Origin of the sequence: Pseudomonas sp. P8_241 (genome assembly GCF_034008315.1) — a bacterium.
GTDB lineage: Bacteria > Pseudomonadota > Gammaproteobacteria > Pseudomonadales > Pseudomonadaceae > Aquipseudomonas.
This window is the reverse complement of sequence record NZ_CP125377.1, coordinates 6188513-6205791: the sequence shown is the minus strand read 5'-3', so window position 1 is coordinate 6205791 and position 17279 is coordinate 6188513. Positions and strand designations below refer to the sequence as shown.

General features: G+C 62.1%; 13 protein-coding genes. 12 read left to right on the top strand and 1 reads right to left on the bottom strand.

The window, feature by feature from the left end; genetic code table 11:
* The first annotated feature begins 53 nt into the window (after positions 1-53).
* The 12 genes from QMK58_RS27905 to madM all read left to right on the top strand — a co-directional run bounded on the left by QMK58_RS27905 (position 54) and on the right by madM (position 16117).
* Positions 54-2114, top strand: a complete 2061-nt coding sequence (locus QMK58_RS27905; protein ID WP_053163263.1) for a methyl-accepting chemotaxis protein — start codon at positions 54-56, stop codon at positions 2112-2114.
* A gap of 37 nt (positions 2115-2151) precedes the next feature.
* Positions 2152-8157 (top strand): Hpt domain-containing protein, encoded by a 6006-nt coding sequence (locus QMK58_RS27900; protein ID WP_320395686.1) that lies wholly within the window; start codon positions 2152-2154, stop codon positions 8155-8157.
* On the top strand, positions 8150-8611 hold the full coding sequence (locus QMK58_RS27895; protein ID WP_053163257.1) for a chemotaxis protein CheW: 462 nt from the start codon (positions 8150-8152) through the stop codon (positions 8609-8611). The genes QMK58_RS27900 and QMK58_RS27895 overlap by 8 nt, the downstream gene beginning before the upstream one ends.
* Before the next feature lie 250 nt (positions 8612-8861).
* Complete coding sequence (gene mdcA / locus QMK58_RS27890; protein ID WP_053163254.1) at positions 8862-10532, top strand: malonate decarboxylase subunit alpha; 1671 nt, start codon at positions 8862-8864, stop codon at positions 10530-10532.
* Positions 10532-11404, top strand: coding sequence for a triphosphoribosyl-dephospho-CoA synthase (locus QMK58_RS27885; protein WP_320395685.1), 873 nt, complete (start codon positions 10532-10534; stop codon positions 11402-11404). Before mdcA ends, QMK58_RS27885 begins: the two co-directional genes overlap by 1 nt.
* On the top strand, positions 11404-11703 hold the full coding sequence (locus QMK58_RS27880; RefSeq protein WP_007975424.1) for a malonate decarboxylase subunit delta: 300 nt from the start codon (positions 11404-11406) through the stop codon (positions 11701-11703). The genes QMK58_RS27885 and QMK58_RS27880 overlap by 1 nt, the downstream gene beginning before the upstream one ends.
* Complete coding sequence (locus QMK58_RS27875) at positions 11696-12547, top strand: biotin-independent malonate decarboxylase subunit beta (RefSeq protein WP_320395684.1); 852 nt, start codon at positions 11696-11698, stop codon at positions 12545-12547. Before QMK58_RS27880 ends, QMK58_RS27875 begins: the two co-directional genes overlap by 8 nt.
* Complete coding sequence (gene mdcE / locus QMK58_RS27870) at positions 12544-13347, top strand: biotin-independent malonate decarboxylase subunit gamma (protein WP_320395683.1); 804 nt, start codon at positions 12544-12546, stop codon at positions 13345-13347. Before QMK58_RS27875 ends, mdcE begins: the two co-directional genes overlap by 4 nt.
* A complete protein-coding gene (locus QMK58_RS27865) occupies positions 13341-13961 on the top strand; it encodes a malonate decarboxylase holo-ACP synthase (RefSeq protein ID WP_053163242.1) in 621 nt (206 codons plus the stop codon). Before mdcE ends, QMK58_RS27865 begins: the two co-directional genes overlap by 7 nt.
* Entirely contained in the window at positions 13958-14869 is a 912-nt protein-coding gene (gene mdcH / locus QMK58_RS27860; protein ID WP_320395682.1) for a malonate decarboxylase subunit epsilon, read from the top strand. Before QMK58_RS27865 ends, mdcH begins: the two co-directional genes overlap by 4 nt.
* Before the next feature lie 65 nt (positions 14870-14934).
* Positions 14935-15351, top strand: a complete 417-nt coding sequence (gene madL, locus QMK58_RS27855; RefSeq protein WP_053163237.1) for a malonate transporter subunit MadL — start codon at positions 14935-14937, stop codon at positions 15349-15351.
* A 1-nt stretch (position 15352) separates the two neighbouring features.
* Positions 15353-16117, top strand: coding sequence for a malonate transporter subunit MadM (gene madM, locus QMK58_RS27850; RefSeq protein WP_053163234.1), 765 nt, complete (start codon positions 15353-15355; stop codon positions 16115-16117).
* A gap of 109 nt (positions 16118-16226) precedes the next feature.
* On the opposite strand, the gene QMK58_RS27845 is transcribed toward madM, so the two are convergent.
* Positions 16227-17141, bottom strand: a complete 915-nt coding sequence (locus QMK58_RS27845; RefSeq protein WP_053163230.1) for a LysR substrate-binding domain-containing protein — start codon at positions 17139-17141, stop codon at positions 16227-16229.
* Between the last annotated feature and the right edge of the window lie 138 nt (positions 17142-17279).

Sequence of the window (17279 nt, the reverse complement as noted above, 5' to 3'; positions counted from 1 at the left end):
CCCTACAGGGATTTCGGCAAGCTGCGCAAGTGTGGGTTAACAGGCGAGTACCGATGACAAAAGCAAAAGCAGGCAAACCAATGGAAGGGTCGCGCAGCCGGTCGCAGATTATCGTGCTGTTCATCGCGCTGATCATCTTCATCATGCTGCTGTTCGCCAACTTCGCTTACCTCAATACCCAGGCCACCTACGATAAACAGTACATCGGTCATGCGGGCGAGCTGCGCGTGTTGTCCCAGCGTATCGCCAAGAATGCCACCGAGGCTGCCGCTGGCAAGGCTGCGGCATTCAAGCTGCTCAGCGACGCGCGCAACGATTTCGCCCAGCGCTGGGGTTATCTGAAGAAGGGCGATCCGTCCACCGGCTTGCCTGCGGCACCGTCCGTCGTACGCCCGGAAATGCGAACCGTGCAGCAGGACTGGGATCGGCTGCTGAAAAACACCGACGCGATTCTTTCCAGCGAACAGACCGTGCTGTCTCTGCATCAAGTCGCAGCGACCCTGGCCGAAACCGTGCCGCAATTGCAGGTCGAGTACGAAAAAGTCGTCGAGACACTCCTGCAGCGTGGAGCACCCGCCACGCAGGTGGCGCTGGCCCAGCGTCAGTCGTTACTGGCCGAGCGGATTCTCGGCGCGGTGAACACCGTGTTGTCCGGCGACGAAAGCTCGCAACAGGCCGCGGACGTCTTCGGCCGCGACGCCGCGCAGTTCGGCAAAGTGCTCAACGGCATGCTTCAAGGTGATCCGGCGCTCAAGGTCAGCCAGGTGGAAGACCGCGATGCCCGTGCGCGGCTCCTGGAGATTTCCGAACTCTTCGAATTCGTCTCGGGCTCGGTGGATGAAATCCTCGAAACCTCGCCGGAGCTGTTCAAGGTCCGAGAGGCGGCAACCAATATTTTCGGTCTGTCACAAACCCTGCTCGACGAAGCCTCGCAATTGGCCAACCGTTTCGAAAACCTTGCCGGCGGACGCGACACCGACACCATCGGCGGTTATGTCCTGGGCCTGGCGGCATTGATGTCGATCATCCTCATCGGTCTGGTGATGGTTCGTGAAACCAATCGCCAACTGCGCGAAACCGCTGAAAAAAACGAGCGCAACCAGAACGCGATCATGCGCCTGCTCGATGAAATCGAAGATCTCGCCGACGGCGACCTGACGGTGACAGCCTCGGTGACGGAAGACTTCACAGGCACCATCGCCGACTCGATCAACTATTCGGTGGACCAGTTGCGCGACCTGGTGGCGACCATCAATCTCACGGCCGGCCAGGTCGCCGCCGCTGTGCAGGAAACCCAGGCCACCGCCATGCACCTGGCCCAGGCCTCGGAGCATCAGGCCCAGCAGATTTCCGAAGCGTCCACGGCGATCAACGACATGGCCGAATCCATCGACCAGGTGTCGGCCAACGCCGCTGAATCCTCGGCGGTGGCGGAGCGCTCCGTGGAAATCGCCAACAAGGGTAACGAGGTGGTGCACAACACCATCCACGGCATGGATAACATTCGTGAACAGATCCAGGACACGGCCAAGCGGATCAAGCGACTGGGTGAGTCCTCACAGGAAATCGGCGACATTGTCAGCCTGATCGATGACATCGCCGATCAAACCAACATACTTGCGCTTAATGCCGCTATTCAGGCTTCCATGGCGGGTGATGCGGGGCGCGGTTTTGCCGTGGTCGCCGATGAAGTGCAGCGCCTGGCCGAGCGTTCATCGGCCGCAACCCGGCAGATCGAAACCCTGGTGCGGGCGATCCAGACCGACACCAACGAAGCGGTCATCTCCATGGAACAGACCACTACCGAGGTGGTGCGCGGCGCGCGTCTGGCGCAGGATGCCGGGGTGGCCCTTGAAGAAATCGAAGGTGTCTCCAAGACCCTGGCGGCGCTGATCCAGAGCATTTCCAATGCGGCACAGCAGCAGACATCCTCGGCCGGGCAGATTTCCCTGACGATGAACGTGATCCAGCAGATCACTACACAAACGTCGTCTGGTTCCTCCGCCACCGCCGAGAGCATCGGTAACCTGGCGAAAATGGCCAGCCAGTTACGCCGGTCGGTGTCCGGTTTCACCTTGCCCGCTGCCAAGGCGCAGGTTGTGGACAAAGCTTGAACCGCCCATGGGTAACTGAATTGTGATTGGAGTGGTTATGGGTGATCGGCACGACTATGTGGCCCTCGAGTGGGTCAAAGGCGAGATTGCCGAAACGCTGAAGCAGGCTCATCGCGCGATCGAAACCGTGCTCGATGACCCGCAGGCGACGCACGTGCTGGATGCAAGCCTTTCATGCATCCATCAGGTTCACGGCAGTTTGCAGATGGTCGAGTTCTACGGCGCGGCCTTGCTCGCCGAAGAGATGGAGCAACTGGCCCTGGCCTTGCGGGACAATCGCGTCAGCCATCGTGACGAGGCATTGCACCTGTTGATGCAGGCTTTGGGGCAACTGCCGATTTATCTGGATCGGGTGCAAGGCGCGCGCCGCGATCTACCGCTGGTAGTGCTACCGCTGATCAACGACCTGCGCAGCGCCCGTGGTGAAAAACGGTTGTCGGAAACCAGCCTGTTCAGTCCGCAGCTGCCTGACTTGCCGTCGCTGACGGCTGAGGTGCTGGCACAGCTCGAGCCGGCGGATTTCCCCAGTGTGGTGCGCAAGCTGCGGCAGCTGCTGCAGATGGCACTGGTGGGTTTTTTGCGTGAGCAAGACAGCGAGAGCAACCTCGATTGCCTGGCCAAGGTCTTCGCCCGCCTCGAAGGATTGTCCGGCGACGCCCCCTTGAGCCCGTTGTGGCAGGTGGCTTCGGCACTGGTCGAAGGCATGCGGGGCGGCGTGATCGCCAACAGCCCGGCCCTGCGCAGTCTGTTCAAGGACGCCGACAAGGAGCTCAAGCGCCTGCTCGATCAGGGTATGCGCGGCATCAATCAGCCGGCACCGCCGGAGTTGCTCAAAAGCTTGCTCTTTTACATTGCCAAGGCCGAATTTCCCACCGGGCAGATGCTGACCATGAAAGAACGCTACTCACTGGACGACGCACTACCCGACAGCGCGATGGTCGATGAAGAACGCGCACGGCTGGCCGGTCCTGACCGTGACGCCATGCGCTCGGTGCTGGCCGCGCTCTGTGAAGAACTGGTGCGGGTCAAGGAACGCCTTGACCTGTTCGTGCGCAGCGACCGCCAGCACACGTCCGATCTCGACAGCCTGCTGGCGCCCTTGCGGCAAATTGCCGATACCTTGGCGGTGCTGGGCTTTGGTCAGCCGCGCAAGGTCATCATCGATCAACTGGCGGTGGTGTTGAGCCTCGCCCAGGGCCTGCGTGCGCCGGATGATGCGATCCTCATGGACGTCGCCGGAGCCCTGCTGTATGTCGAGGCGACGCTGGCCGGCATGGTCGGCACTGTGGAGCCCGAGAGTCAGGAAGACAGTCGCCTGCCGACCACCGACCTGACGCAGATCCACCAGATCGTGATCAAGGAGGCCCGTATCTGTTTGCAGCAGGCCAAGGACATGATTGTCGACTACATCGATGCGGACTGGGATCGCCAACATTTGCAGGCATTGCCGGCCTTGCTGACTCAAGTGCGTGGCGCGTTGGCGATAATTCCGCTGAGCCGCGCGGCGAGTCTGGTCGAGACGTGCAATCACTTCATTCGCGAGCATTTGCTGTTGGAGCCGGGTCAGCCGGGTTGGCAGGAACTGGATAACCTGGCTGACGTGATCACCAGCATCGAGTATTACCTTGAGCGCCTCAGTGATGACCCCGAGGCGCCGGGCGAAGCGGTGCTCGACGTCGCGGAAAAAGGCCTGGCATCCCTCGGTTTTGTCCCCAACGAACAGCAGGTGCCGTTGCTTGATGATGTGCTGAGCCTCAGTGAGGCGCAGGACATGCAATCGATGCAGGAACTGGCTGATCCGCAGCTCGTCCAGACCCTGGCCGACGTGCTCGCCAGCCCGGTATCGGCGCTGAACCCTCCCGCGCTGAATACGCCGGGCAGTCTATTGCCGCCACCGGCCGGTGAAGAGCCGGTAGATGAGGAGTTACGGGAAGTCTTTCTGGAGGAAACCGCGGAAGTCCTGGACATCCTTCGCGAATACTTGCCGCGCTGGTCGATCAATCCTGACAACCGTGCGGCCCTCAGTGAACTGCGTCGTGCCTTTCATACGCTCAAGGGCAGCGGCCGGATGGTGCGCGCGCTGGTGCTTGGCGAACTGGCCTGGGCTGTGGAAAACCTGCTCAATCGCGTGCTGGAGCATAGCGTTGAGCCGGGCGCCACCGTGCATCAGCTGATCGGCGATGTGCTGAATCTGTTGCCGGAACTGGTGGCCGAATACGCGGCGAACACCCAGCGCCAGCGCAACGACGTTGATCAGTTGGCCGCTCGCGCCCATGCATTGGCCAAGAGCGATGAGTCGGTGTCCGACGAGGACACGCAAGACGTGGCGGCACTCGATCCGTTGTTACTGGAGATCTTTCGCAAGGAAGCCGAGACTCATTTGGGCAGTCTTGACCGTTTCCTCGATCAGGCCGCCGAGCAAGTACCGTTACAGGCCAGCGACGAGTTGCAGCGCGCTCTGCACACCCTCAAGGGCAGCGCCTCCGTGGCAGGTGTCTTGCCGATTGCCGAACTGGCAACGCCGCTGGATCAGCTGGCCAGGGAGTACAAGGCGCACCTGATTGCCCTGGACCTGGACGAAGTCGAACTGCTGCTGGAAGCCGAAGGCTTGTTTCATCTGGGTCTGCGCCAACTCAAGAGCGATCCGCTGGCGGTAATCCCCGGAGCACAGCGCGTCGTCGAGCGGGCTCGGGCGCTGCTGGCCGAGCGTCTGCAAACCCACCTGAATACGCCGAACGCCGGGTTGCGCCTCAAGCGCGATCCACAGTTGATCAACAACTTCCTCGCCCAGGGCATGGACATTCTTCTGGACGCCGAAAGCCTGTTGCAGGGCTGGCAGCAACATCCCGGTGAGCGTCAGGAACTCAGCGCGCTGCTGGACGAATTGACCACCCTTGGTGAAGGCGCCCACCTGGCCGACCTGCAACCGGTGGATGAGCTGTGCGAAGCCTTGCTCGACCTCTACGGCGCGGTGGAAGAAAGCAGCCTGGCGGTCAGCGAACGGTTTTTCCATGAAGCGCAGGGTGCTCACGAGGCACTGATCAACATGCTCGACGAACTGGCTGCCGGCCAGGAGGTCAGTGCGCAACCGCAGCGGGTCAGGGCCTTGCGCGAGTTGCTCGACGAGAGCCTCGATCCGTCGGCCATGGGCCTTATTCGCAGCGACGGCAGCCGCACCCTGAGCATCCGCGAATTGGGCGACGCTACAGCGGATCTGGCACGTTCCAATGCAGGAGCCGGCTTGCCAGCGATGGACGTCAGCGATGTCGCGTTTTCATTGGAAAAACGCGGTGCCGGTGAGTTCTTCGCTGGCAAGCCAGCTCCTGCCGAGGACCGAGCGGCCGGGCTGGACGATGAAATCGTCGAGATCTTCCTCGAAGAGGCGGTGGATATTCTCGAAAGCGCTGGCCAGGCCTTGGAACGCTGGCTGCGTGATCCGGACAACGCCGCGCCACTGTCCTCTTTGCAACGGGATCTTCACACCCTCAAGGGCGGGGCGCGCATGGCCGAAGTCGGGCCGGTCGGTGATCTGGCCTATGAACTGGAATGCCTGTACGAAGGCCTGGCGGATCGCCGTTACAGCTACAGCGACGGGCTCGCCACTTTGTTGCAGCAGAGCCATGATCGTTTGGCGCATTTGCTTGAGCAGTTGCAACAGCACCAATCCCTCGGCGATCCGAGCGAGCTGATCGAAGCGATCCGTGCGTTGCGCCAGGGTCACGCGGGCCATGCCGATGTGATCGAGCCGGTGGTCAGTAATGACTCGGCCCATCACGACAGCGAGCTGCTGGAGATCTTCCTGGAGGAAGGTTTCGACATCATCGAAAGCTCTGGCGCCGCCTTGACCCGTTGGCAGGCACAGCCTTCAAACCGTCAGGAAGTGGAGACCCTGTTGCGCGACCTGCACACCCTCAAGGGTGGTGCGCGGATGGTGGAAATCGCCGCGATTGGTGATTTGGCCCATGAGCTGGAGTTTCTCTACGAAGGCTTGTCCTCCGGTGTATTGCAACCCACCGCGCCGTTATTTGCGCTGTTGCAGCGCAGCCACGACCGACTTGCACAAATGCTCGACGCCGCCCGCGCTGGCGAACAAATGCCGCCGGCGGATCGCTTGATCGATGCGATTCAGAACTTCAGCCACCCGGCCGTGCCGCAAGCGCCGGCACCGACTCCCGCCACAGCAAAACCTGAACCGCTGGCACCACAACAGGACGCCGGCGCGGACATGGTCAAGGTTTCGGCGGAGTTGCTTGACGATCTGGTCAACCTGGCGGGCGAAACGTCGATCTTCCGTGGCCGGATCGAGCAACAGGTCAGCGATGCGCAGGTCGCGCTGAACGAGATGGAAACCACCATCGAGCGGATGCGCGACCAGTTGCGCCGACTCGACACCGAAACCCAGGGGCGGATTCTCAGCCGTCAGCAAGTCGACGCCGAGCGCCAGGGCTACGAAGACTTCGATCCGCTGGAAATGGACCGCCATTCGCAGTTGCAGCAACTGTCCCGCGCGCTGTTCGAATCCGCGTCCGACTTGCTCGACCTCAAGGAAACCCTCGATCGGCGCAATCAGGACGCGCAAAACCTGCTGCAGCAACAGGGCCGCATCAACACGGAACTGCAGGAAGGCCTGATGCGCACGCGCATGGTGCCGTTCGAGCGCATGCTGCCGCGCTTGCAGCGCATCGTCCGTCAGGTGGCCGGCGAGTTGGGCAAGGATGTAGATTTCATCGTCGATAACGCCGAAGGCGAGATGGATCGCAACGTGCTTGAACGCATGGCGGCGCCGTTGGAGCATATGTTGCGCAACGCCGTCGACCATGGCCTGGAGTCCGCCGAGGCTCGGCTGGCGGCGGGGAAACCGGCCAAGGGCAAGATCACCCTCGATTTGCTGCGCGAGGGTGGCGACATCATTTTCGACATCCGCGATGACGGTGCCGGTGTGCCGCTCGAAGCGGTGCGGCGCAAGGCGATCAAGCGCGGCCTGCTCGCACCGGACAGCGTCATCAGCGATCACGACGTGTTGCAATTCATCCTGCAGCCGGGGTTTTCCACCGCCGAAAAAATCACCCAGATCTCCGGGCGCGGCGTCGGCATGGACGTGGTGCACGAAGAGGTGCGGCAGCTGGGCGGCACCATGAGTATCGACTCGGTACCGGGGCAGGGCGTGCATTTTCGCATTCGCCTGCCTTTTACCGTGTCCGTCAACCGGGCGCTGATGGTGCAATGCTTTGATGACCAATATGCGATTCCACTCAATACCATCGACGGCATCGTCCGCGTGCTGCCCAATGAACTCGAAGGCCATTACCGACTCGATCCGCCGACTTACGAGTACGCTGGTCAGCGTTATGAGTTGGTTTATCTGGGCGAGTTGTTGAAAACCAGCCTGCGCCCGAAGCTGTTGGGCCAAAGCCTGCCGCTGCCGGTATTGCTGATGCAGAGCAACGAACGCCACATCGCGGTGCAAGTGGATACGATGGCCGGCACTCGCGAAATCGTGGTCAAGAGCCTGGGGCCGCAATTTTCAGCGGTGCAAGGCGTGTCTGGCGCCACGATTCTCGGCGATGGTCGGGTGGTGCTGATTCTCGATTTACTGGCGCCGATCCGCGCCTTGCAAGCCCATGTGCCGCAACGTCCGGCGGGCCACGAAATCGAGGCCGAGCCGCAGCGGCCTTTGCTGGTGATGGTGGTCGACGACTCGGTCACGGTGCGCAAGGTCACCAGTCGTCTGCTTGAACGCCATGGCATGAATGTGTTGACCGCCAAGGATGGCGTCGACGCCATGCTGCTGCTTGAAGAGCATATGCCGGACCTGATGTTGCTCGACATCGAGATGCCACGCATGGACGGCTTCGAAGTCGCGACCCAGGTGCGCAATGACGAACGCCTGCGACACCTGCCGATCATCATGATCACCTCCCGCACCGGCCAGAAGCATCGCGACCGCGCCATGGCCATCGGCGTCAACGATTACCTTGGCAAGCCGTACCAGGAGTCGGTGCTGCTCGAAAGCATCGCCTTGTGGAGCAAGACCCATGCTTGAGCATCGCACCAGCAACCTCACCGGCCTGCTGCTGCCGTTGGCGGACCGCAACCTTATCCTGCCCAACGTCGCTGTCGCCGAGCTGATCGATTACCAGCAGCCAGGGACGTTCGACCTCGATACGCCGCCGTGGTACCTGGGGCTGGTGACGTGGCGCGACCGGCAGATTCCGCTGCTGAGTTTCGAGTCGGCGTGCGGCCAGAAAACCGTGATTGGAGAGCGCGCACGAATCGTTATCCTGAATGCCCTGGGCGGCCGTCCGGAGTTGAAATTCATTGCGCTACTGGTGCAGGGAATTCCGCGTTCCTACAAGCTCGACAGCCAATTGAGCTACGTGGATGTGCCGTTGTGTTCGCTGGAACAGGCCGCAGTGCAAGTGGGGGATCAAGTGGCCAAGGTGCCGGATCTGTTGGCGCTGGAGGCGTTGCTGGTGGATGCCGGGTTGATCGGCTGATCGCGGTTTTTGTATTGAAAGTGCTGGCCTGATCGCGAGCAAGCTTGCTCCTACAGAGTTATCGGATGTACTCGGCATTGGCGTACAACCGAAATACCTGTAGGAGCTGGCTTGCCAGCGATGGGGCCGCCATGAACGCCGCCCATATTGATCATTAACCTGAGCGTAACGATCCTCCACTCTGCTTGATTGATACGCCCCACCCAACGCTCCTAAGGTAGCTCCACGACAGCGAACCCGTGGAGTGGTCATGACAACAACAATATCCCCCGACTCGCGATGGACGCGGCGGCGCAGCGAAAAGCAGCGACGCCTCGAGCTGGTGCGAGGTCTTGCCGACGGCGTGGTGTTGCCCACCGATAACATCGTCGCGGCGCTTGAAGCGCTGATTCTGCCCGGTGACCGCGTGGTGCTCGAAGGCAACAACCAGAAGCAGGCGGATTTCCTTTCCCGCTCCCTGGCCAAGGCCGACCCCGAGAAGCTGCATGACCTGCACATGATCATGCCCAGCGTCGGACGTTCCGAACACCTGGACCTGTTCGAGCGTGGCATCGCCCGCAAGCTCGACTTCTCTTTCGCGGGTACCCAAAGCCTGCGCATCAGCCAGTTGCTTGAAGATGGCTTGCTGGAAATCGGCGCGATCCACACCTACATCGAACTCTACGCACGGCTGGTGGTGGACCTGATTCCCAACGTTGTGCTGTCGGCCGGGTTCATGGCCGACCGCGCCGGCAACATCTACACCGGGCCGAGCACCGAAGACACCCCGGCGCTGATCGAACCGGCGGCCTTCAGCGACGGCATCGTCATCGTCCAGGTCAATCAGCTGGTGGACGACGTCAGCGACCTGCCGCGTGTGGACATTCCCGCCTCCTGGGTCGACTTCGTGGTGGTGGCCGACAAGCCGTTCTATATCGAACCGCTGTTCACCCGCGACCCTCGGCACATCAAGCCCGTGCACGTGCTGATGGCGATGATGGCGATTCGTGGCATCTACGAAAAACACAACGTGCAGTCGCTTAATCACGGCATCGGTTTCAATACCGCTGCCATCGAACTGATCCTGCCGACCTACGGCGAATCCCTCGGCCTCAAAGGCAAGATCTGCCGTAACTGGACCCTCAACCCGCACCCAACACTTATCCCGGCGATTGAAAGTGGCTGGGTCGAAAGCGTGCATTGCTTCGGCACCGAATTGGGGATGGAGAACTACATTGCGGCGCGGCCGGATGTGTTCTTTACCGGGCGCGACGGCTCCCTGCGTTCCAATCGGATGTTCAGCCAACTGGCCGGGCAATACGCCGTGGACCTGTTCATCGGCGCGACTTTGCAAGTCGATGGCGACGGTCATTCCTCCACCGTTACCCGCGGGCGCCTGGCCGGTTTCGGCGGGGCACCGAACATGGGCCACGACCCGCGCGGTCGCCGCCACGGCACTCCGGCCTGGCTCGACATGCGCAACACCGATGTGGCCGAACCGATGCTCGAGCGCGGCAAGAAACTCGTGGTGCAGATGGTCGAGACCTTCCAGGAGGGCGGCAAACCGACCTTCGTCGAAACCCTCGATGCGGTCGATGTGGCGAAGAAAAGCGGCATGCCGTTGGCGCCGATCATGGTCTACGGCGACGACGTGACCCACCTGTTGACCGAAGAAGGCATCGCCTACCTGTACAAGGCGCGCTCACTGGAAGAGCGCCAGGCGATGATCGCCGCCGTCGCCGGGGTGACCACCATCGGCCTGCGCCACAACCCCAAAGACACTGCGCGCATGCGCCGCGAAGGCCTGATCGCCTTGCCTGAAGACCTCGGCATCCGCCGCACCGACGCCACTCGCGAGTTGCTCGCGGCAAAAAGTGTGGCCGATCTGGTGGAGTGGTCCGGTGGCCTCTATAACCCGCCCGCCAAGTTCAGGAGCTGGTAATGCACGCACTTAACCTGCAACCCAAAACCCTGAGTCTGGCCGAATGGCTGGCGGACCAGGCGGTGGACGCGCTGATCGACGAAGCTGATCTGTCGCCGAAACCGGCACTGGTCGACCGTCGCGGCAATGGCGCCCACACCGATTTGCACCTGGGGCTGATGCACGCGTCGGCGCTGTCCTTGTGGTCGGCCTTTAAGGAAATGGCTGAAGCCGCCATCGAGTGCGGCGAGATCGGCTTACCCCTGCGCGAAGCCGTGGGTCGCATCGGTCGCGAAGGCGAGCAAGCCATGCTCGACACCACCGGCGGGGTGAACACCCACCGCGGGGCGATCTGGGCCTTGGGCTTGTTGATCACTGCCGCGGCGCTGGAGCCTCAATCCTGCAGCGCCAATAGCGTGGCGTTACGGGCTGCGCGGTTGGCCCTGCTCGACGATCATTTTGCTCCACGCCCGCTCAGTCACGGTGCGCAAGTCGCCCAACGCTACGGCGCTCGCGGCGCCCGTGAAGAAGCGCAACTGGGTTTTCCGGCGGTGACTCAACGGGCTCTGCCACAACTGCTGCGCAGTCGCGCCGCCGGCTATGGGGAACAGAACGCCCGGCTCGATGCGCTGCTGGCGATCATGACGAATCTGGCCGACACCTGCGTGCTGTACCGCGCCGGGGAAGAAGGCCTGCACACCATGCAATCCGGCGCTCAAGCGGTGCTCGACGCGGGCGGCACTGCCAGCCTCGCGGGCCGTCGCCGTCTGCATGAACTGGATCAACAACTCATCGCATTGAATGCCTCGCCCGGTGGTGCCGCCGACTTGTTCGCCGCCACTCTGTTGCTCGACCGTATCGAGCGCGACGGCATCCTTCAGGGAGCGTTTTGATGGAAACCTTATCCTTTGAATTCCCCGCCGGGCAGCCGCCACGCGGTCGTACCCTGGTGGGCTGTGTCGGCTCGGGTGATCTGGAAGTGCTGATCGAACCGGGTCAGGCCGGCAAGCTAACGATCAACGTACAGACCTCGGTCAATGGCAGTGAACAACGCTGGCAACATCTGTTCGCACGGATGTTCGACGGCCAGACGCCACCGGCGATGGACATCGATATCCACGATTTCGGCGCGACTCCCGGTGTGGTGCGTCTGCGTCTGGAACAAGGCTTCGAGGAGATCGGCCATGACTGACAGCGCATCCCTGCTCAACAAGCTCAGCTTCGTCGAACTCGGTGCGCGGCAACGGGCCAAGGCGTTGCTCGACGCCGGTACGTTCCGCGAACTGCTCGACCCCTTTCAGCGGATCATGTCGCCGTGGTTGTCGCGCCAGGGCGTGGTGCCGCAAGCCGACGACGGCGTGGTGATCGCCAAGGGCAATCTCGATGGTTTGCCGGTGGTGATCGCGACCATCGAAGGGGCGTTCCAGGGCGGCAGCCTCGGTGAAGTCGGCGGAGCAAAAATTGCCGGCGCACTGGAACTGGCCGCCGAAGACAACCGCAACGGCATCCCGACCCGCGCCGTGCTGCTGCTGGAAACCGGCGGCGTGCGCTTGCAGGAAGCCAATCTGGGCCTGGCGGCGATTGCCGACATCCACGCCGCGATTGTCGATTTGCAGCGGTATCAACCCGTGGTCGGTGTGGTGGCGGGCAGTGTCGGTTGCTTTGGTGGCATGTCGATTGCCGCCGGGTTGTGCAGCTATCTGTTGGTGACCCAGGAGGCGCGACTCGGACTGAACGGCCCGCAGGTGATCGAGCAGGAAGCCGGGCTTGAGGAATACGACTCCCGCGACCGGCCTTTCATTTGGAGCCTGACCGGTGGCGAGCAGCGCTTCGCCAGTGGCCTGGTGGACCGCTATGTTGCCGACGACGTGGCGCAGATCCGACAGCAGGTGGGTGAGTTACTCCAGCAAGGTTTGCCGGCGCAACCCCGTAGCCAACAGGTCGAGCTGTTCCTGCAACGGTTGGCGCGTCTGGACGCCGAACCGCAAATCGAGCCGTCTGTGGTTCGCGATCTGTACCAAGGAGAACGCCCATGAGTTCGTATTCCCTGCGAGGCTTGAACTGGTTCAACGCCTTGAGCGCCGGGGCGAAAGCGGTCGAAGGTTTGCCCGCTTCGCTGAAGGTCGCGGACGGTTCGCTGGGCAATCAGCCGGTGCGTTTCATTGCGGTGGTGGTCGATCCGGAAAACCGATTCGTCCGTGCACGCAACGGCGAGGTGGGCTTGCTCGAAGGCTGGGGCCTGGCCAAGGCCGTGGATGAAGTCATCGCCGCCGATCAGAACAGGACACACAAGCGCGCCGTGATCGCTATCGTCGACGTGCCGAGCCAGGCCTACGGTCGACGCGAAGAAGCCCTCGGCATTCATCAGGCACTGGCCGCTGCGGCGGACAGTTATGCCCGTGCCCGTCTGGCGGGTCATGCGGTGATCGGTTTGCTGGTGGGCAAGGCAATGTCCGGGGCGTTTCTGGCCCACGGCTATCAGGCCAATCGCTTGATCGCCCTGCGCGATCCGGGGGTGATGGTGCACGCCATGGGCAAGGCATCGGCGGCGCGGGTGACCTTGCGCAGCGTCGAAGAACTCGAAGCCCTGGCGGCCAGCGTGCCGCCGATGGCCTATGACATCGACAGCTATGCCAGCCTCGGGCTGCTGTGGGAAACCCTGTCGGTGGAACAGATCGAGCAGCCGACGGCAGCGGATCTGGCGCGGGTGACCGAGTGCCTGTATCAGGCGATTGGCGATGTGGCTGCTGGTGACCGTGATCTGAGCGGTCGTCTGGGGGCCGCCAACCGGGCGGCGTCGAGCAAGGTTCGCCAATTGCTGAGAGCTCAGTGGTGAGCACGCTATTGGCTCACGACCTGCTGTGGGGCATGACCCCGCAGCAGTTGCCTGTGGATGCGCCTGCCTGGGTGATCGAGTCGATCAGTGCCGGTCAGCCGGTGGTGGTCCGTCGCGCCTTGAGCGCGGCGGGGCAGGTGGCTGTGGGCGTGCGCGGTCCGTTGCGCGAACAGCGATTTGCCGCGTTGATGCAAGTCTCTTCCCTTACGCGGCGGGTGCGGCCTGAAGAGCTGTGCCATGTTCAAGGCCAGCGCGATTTCCCGGCGCTGCGGGCCTTGGCGCAACTGCGCTCGCACCTCGATGACAGTGGTTGGGTCTGGGGTGTCAGCGGCAGCGCCGGGTTCGAGTTGGCCAGTGGATTTGCCGCTTTGCACGAGGGCAGCGACCTCGACCTGATCCTGCGTACACCGAGTCCGTTGAGTCGTCGCGACGCCCAGGCGTTGGTGGCCGTTCTTGATGCCGTCTTGTGCCGCGTTGACCTGCAATTGCAGACACCGTCGGGCGCCGTTGCCTTGCGCGAATGGGCCGGCACTTCGTCGCGGGTCCTGCTGAAAAGTGCCACTCAAGCCACGCTGGTGACTGATCCGTGGAATCCTCAGGAGCAAGCAGCATGAGCAGCTTGCTGGTGTTCCCCGGCCAGGGCGCGCAACAACCCGGCATGCTCGCGCGTTTGCCTCGGGAAACGTTGAACGAGGCAAGCGACCTGCTCGGTGAAGATGTGACGCAGCTGGACTCTGCCGAGGCGTTGCGGTCGACGAGGGCGGTGCAGCTTTGCCTGCTGATCGCCGGTGTCGCCGCTTCACGCCAGTTGGCCATGGCCCCGGACTACGTGGCCGGCTTGTCGATCGGCGCTTACCCGGCAGCGGTGGTGGCCGGTGCCCTGGGTTTCAGCGATGCGTTGCATCTGGTTAGCCTGCGCGGTGAGTTGATGCAGCAGGCTTATCCACAGGGCTACGGCATGACCGCAATCATCGGTCTGGACCTGGCCGCCGTGGAAGGGTTGCTGGCCCGGGTGCACAGCGCGCAAATGCCGGTTTATCTGGCCAATATCAACGCCGATAACCAGCTGGTGATTGCCGGTAGCGACGCGGCGATGAAAGCGCTGGCCGAGTTAGCGAAAGGTTGCGGGGCTGGCCTGGCCAAACGTCTGGCAGTGAGCGTGCCGTCCCACTGCCCATTGCTTGAGGCGCCCGCACAACGGTTGGCCCAATCCTTTGCTCAGGTGTCGCTGCACACCCCAAAAATCGGCTACCTGAGCGGCAGTCGCGCGCGACCGCTGATCAAGCCCGAAGCCTTGCGTGACGACCTGGCCTTCAACATGTGCCGCATCGTCGATTGGCGCGGCACGGTACAAAGCGCTTACGAGCGCGGTGTACGTTTACAGATCGAACTGCCGCCCGGTGCGGTGTTGACCGGGCTGGCGCGCCGGGTGTTCGAGCAGGGCACCGTGATTGCCTACGACGGTGCCCGGCTCGATACCTTGCAGGCGCTGATGCGTGAGGAGGGAAGTCGCCACTCTTAAATCACCCGACTTAAGGCTTCGAACAACAAAAACAACATTCGAAATGCACTTTGAGGACTACGACAATGATTATTTACGGTGTGGCGCTGTTGGCGATCTGTACGCTGGCAGGGGTGATCATGGGTGACATGCTCGGTGTTTTGCTAGGCGTGAAGTCAAACGTCGGCGGCGTCGGGATCGCGATGATCCTGCTGATCTGCGCACGGTTGTGGATGCACCGCCACGGCGGCATGACCAAGGATTGCGAACTGGGCGTCGGCTTCTGGGGCGCGATGTACATCCCGGTGGTGGTGGCGATGGCGGCGCAGCAAAACGTGGTCACGGCACTGCATGGCGGTCCGGTGGCGGTGTTGGCGGCGATCGGTTCGGTAGTGATCTGCGGCTGCACCATTGCCCTGATCAGCCGGACCCACAAAGGCGAACCCTTGCCCGATGAACCGGTGGATGTAACGCCGGTTGGCGCACCGGCAGGAGGTCGCTGATATGTGGGATCTCATCAAGAGCGGTCTGGAACACAACGGTCTGGTCACCGCATTCGCCTTTGTCGGCGTGATCATGTGGGTGTCAGTGCTGATTTCCAAACGTCTGACCTTCGGGCGCATCCACGGCTCGGCGATTGCCATCGTCATCGGCCTGGTGCTGGCTTGGGTCGGCGGCACAATGACCGGGGGGCAAAAAGGCCTGGCGGACCTGACGCTGTTTTCCGGCATCGGGTTGATGGGCGGTGCCATGCTGCGGGACTTCGCCATCGTCGCCACGGCATTTGAAGTGCAGGCCACGGAGGCGAAAAAGGCCGGTTTGATCGGTGTGATCGCGCTGCTGTTGGGCACAGTGTTACCGTTTATTGTCGGTGCTTGCCTGGCCTGGGTTTTCGGTTACCGCGACGCGGTGAGCATGACCACCATTGGTGCCGGTGCGGTGACCTACATTGTCGGGCCAGTGACCGGCGCGGCCATTGGCGCCAGTTCCGATGTGGTGGCGCTGTCGATTGCCACCGGTCTGATCAAGGCGATTCTGGTGATGGTCGGCACGCCGATGGCGGCGCGCTGGATGGGCCTGGATAACCCGCGCTCGGCGATGGTGTTCGGTGGGCTGGCCGGGACGGTCAGTGGCGTGACCGCCGGATTGGCGGCGACGGATCGGCGCCTGGTGCCTTATGGCGCGTTGACCGCGACCTTTCACACCGGGCTTGGCTGTTTGCTCGGGCCTTCGTTGTTGTTCTTCATCGTTCGCGGGATTGTCGGCTAAACCGCGAGTTGTATTGCCTGGTCTGACGCCATCGCCGGCAAGCCGGCTCCTACAGGATTTACGCAGTCTTTGAAGGAGCCGGCTTGCCGGCGATGGGGGCAACACGGTTTCAAGCCTGCCGATTGGCATACATCCGACATTCCGCCAGCAACGCCAGCAGATTCGGATCACGCTCCTTGGCTTTCAGGAACACCACGCCAATGTGCTGCTGCAACCGGTACTTTTCCTGCAATGGGATCAGCTTCACACGGTTCTCGTACACCGCCGCGATCCTTCCTGGCAGCAACGCATAACCGACGCCCGAACTGACCATGCTCAGCAGGGTGAAGATGTCGTTGACCTGCATCGCCACCTTCGGTTCGAACCCTGCCTGCTCGAATACCCGCTTGCCGTCCTGATGGGTGGCGAAGCCCTGGGTCAGGGTGATGAAGGTTTCGGCGCGAACCTCGGCCAGGTCGACTTCGGTTCGTTGGGCAAACTTGGAGTCGGCGGGTGTGGCGAGGAAGATGTCGTCGGAAAACAGCGGGATCTGCTCGCAATCCGGATCGTTGACACTGTCGTCCAGCGACACCAGGATCGCATCGACTTCCATGTTCTTCAGCTTGTAGAGCAGGTCGAAATTGGAGCCCAGAATCAGGTCGATATTGAGTTCGCTACGGCGGATCTTCAAACCCATGATCAGCTGCGGCACTGTCTTCACTGTCAGTGAATACAGTGAGCCGAGTTTGAACCGTTCGGCGGAGAACCCGGCGGCTTCGCGAGTCAGGCGCACGCTTTCGACGACATCCTGAATCAGCTTCTGCGCCCGCTCCTCCAGCACATAAGCGCTTTCCAGCGGTGTCAGGTTGCGGCCTTCGTGCTTGAACAACGGGCACCGCAGAGCGCTTTCCAGGGAATGGATCGCCCGATGCACGCTGACGTTGCTGGTCTGCAATTCGGCAGCGGCCCGCGCCAGGTTGCCGGTGCGCATGAAGGCCAGGAATACCTCAAGCTTTTTCAGGGTCAACTCTTCATCGATCAGCATGGGGCGTGGCTCTTATTCGAATGCCTCGATTGTGCCTAATTCCATAAGCCCACGCAGGCCTTTGTAGGCGCTGGCTTGCCGGCGATAGCAATCTTCAAAGCAGCGCAAAATACCATGGCCCCATCGCCGGCAAGCCGG

Excerpts from the sequence above, each read along its gene's own strand:
- QMK58_RS27905 (WP_053163263.1), top strand. The coding sequence starts at position 54 with ATGACAAAAGCAAAAGCAGGCAAACCAATGGAAGGGTCGCGCAGCCGG.
- QMK58_RS27900 (WP_320395686.1), top strand. The coding sequence starts at position 2,152 with ATGGGTGATCGGCACGACTATGTGGCCCTCGAGTGGGTCAAAGGCGAG.
- QMK58_RS27895 (WP_053163257.1), top strand. The coding sequence starts at position 8,150 with ATGCTTGAGCATCGCACCAGCAACCTCACCGGCCTGCTGCTGCCGTTG.
- mdcA (WP_053163254.1), top strand. The coding sequence starts at position 8,862 with ATGACAACAACAATATCCCCCGACTCGCGATGGACGCGGCGGCGCAGC.
- QMK58_RS27885 (WP_320395685.1), top strand. The coding sequence starts at position 10,532 with ATGCACGCACTTAACCTGCAACCCAAAACCCTGAGTCTGGCCGAATGG.
- QMK58_RS27880 (WP_007975424.1), top strand. The coding sequence starts at position 11,404 with ATGGAAACCTTATCCTTTGAATTCCCCGCCGGGCAGCCGCCACGCGGT.
- QMK58_RS27875 (WP_320395684.1), top strand. The coding sequence starts at position 11,696 with ATGACTGACAGCGCATCCCTGCTCAACAAGCTCAGCTTCGTCGAACTC.
- mdcE (WP_320395683.1), top strand. The coding sequence starts at position 12,544 with ATGAGTTCGTATTCCCTGCGAGGCTTGAACTGGTTCAACGCCTTGAGC.
- mdcH (WP_320395682.1), top strand. The coding sequence starts at position 13,958 with ATGAGCAGCTTGCTGGTGTTCCCCGGCCAGGGCGCGCAACAACCCGGC.
- madL (WP_053163237.1), top strand. The coding sequence starts at position 14,935 with ATGATTATTTACGGTGTGGCGCTGTTGGCGATCTGTACGCTGGCAGGG.
- madM (WP_053163234.1), top strand. The coding sequence starts at position 15,353 with ATGTGGGATCTCATCAAGAGCGGTCTGGAACACAACGGTCTGGTCACC.
- QMK58_RS27845 (WP_053163230.1), bottom strand. The coding sequence starts at position 17,141 with ATGCTGATCGATGAAGAGTTGACCCTGAAAAAGCTTGAGGTATTCCTG.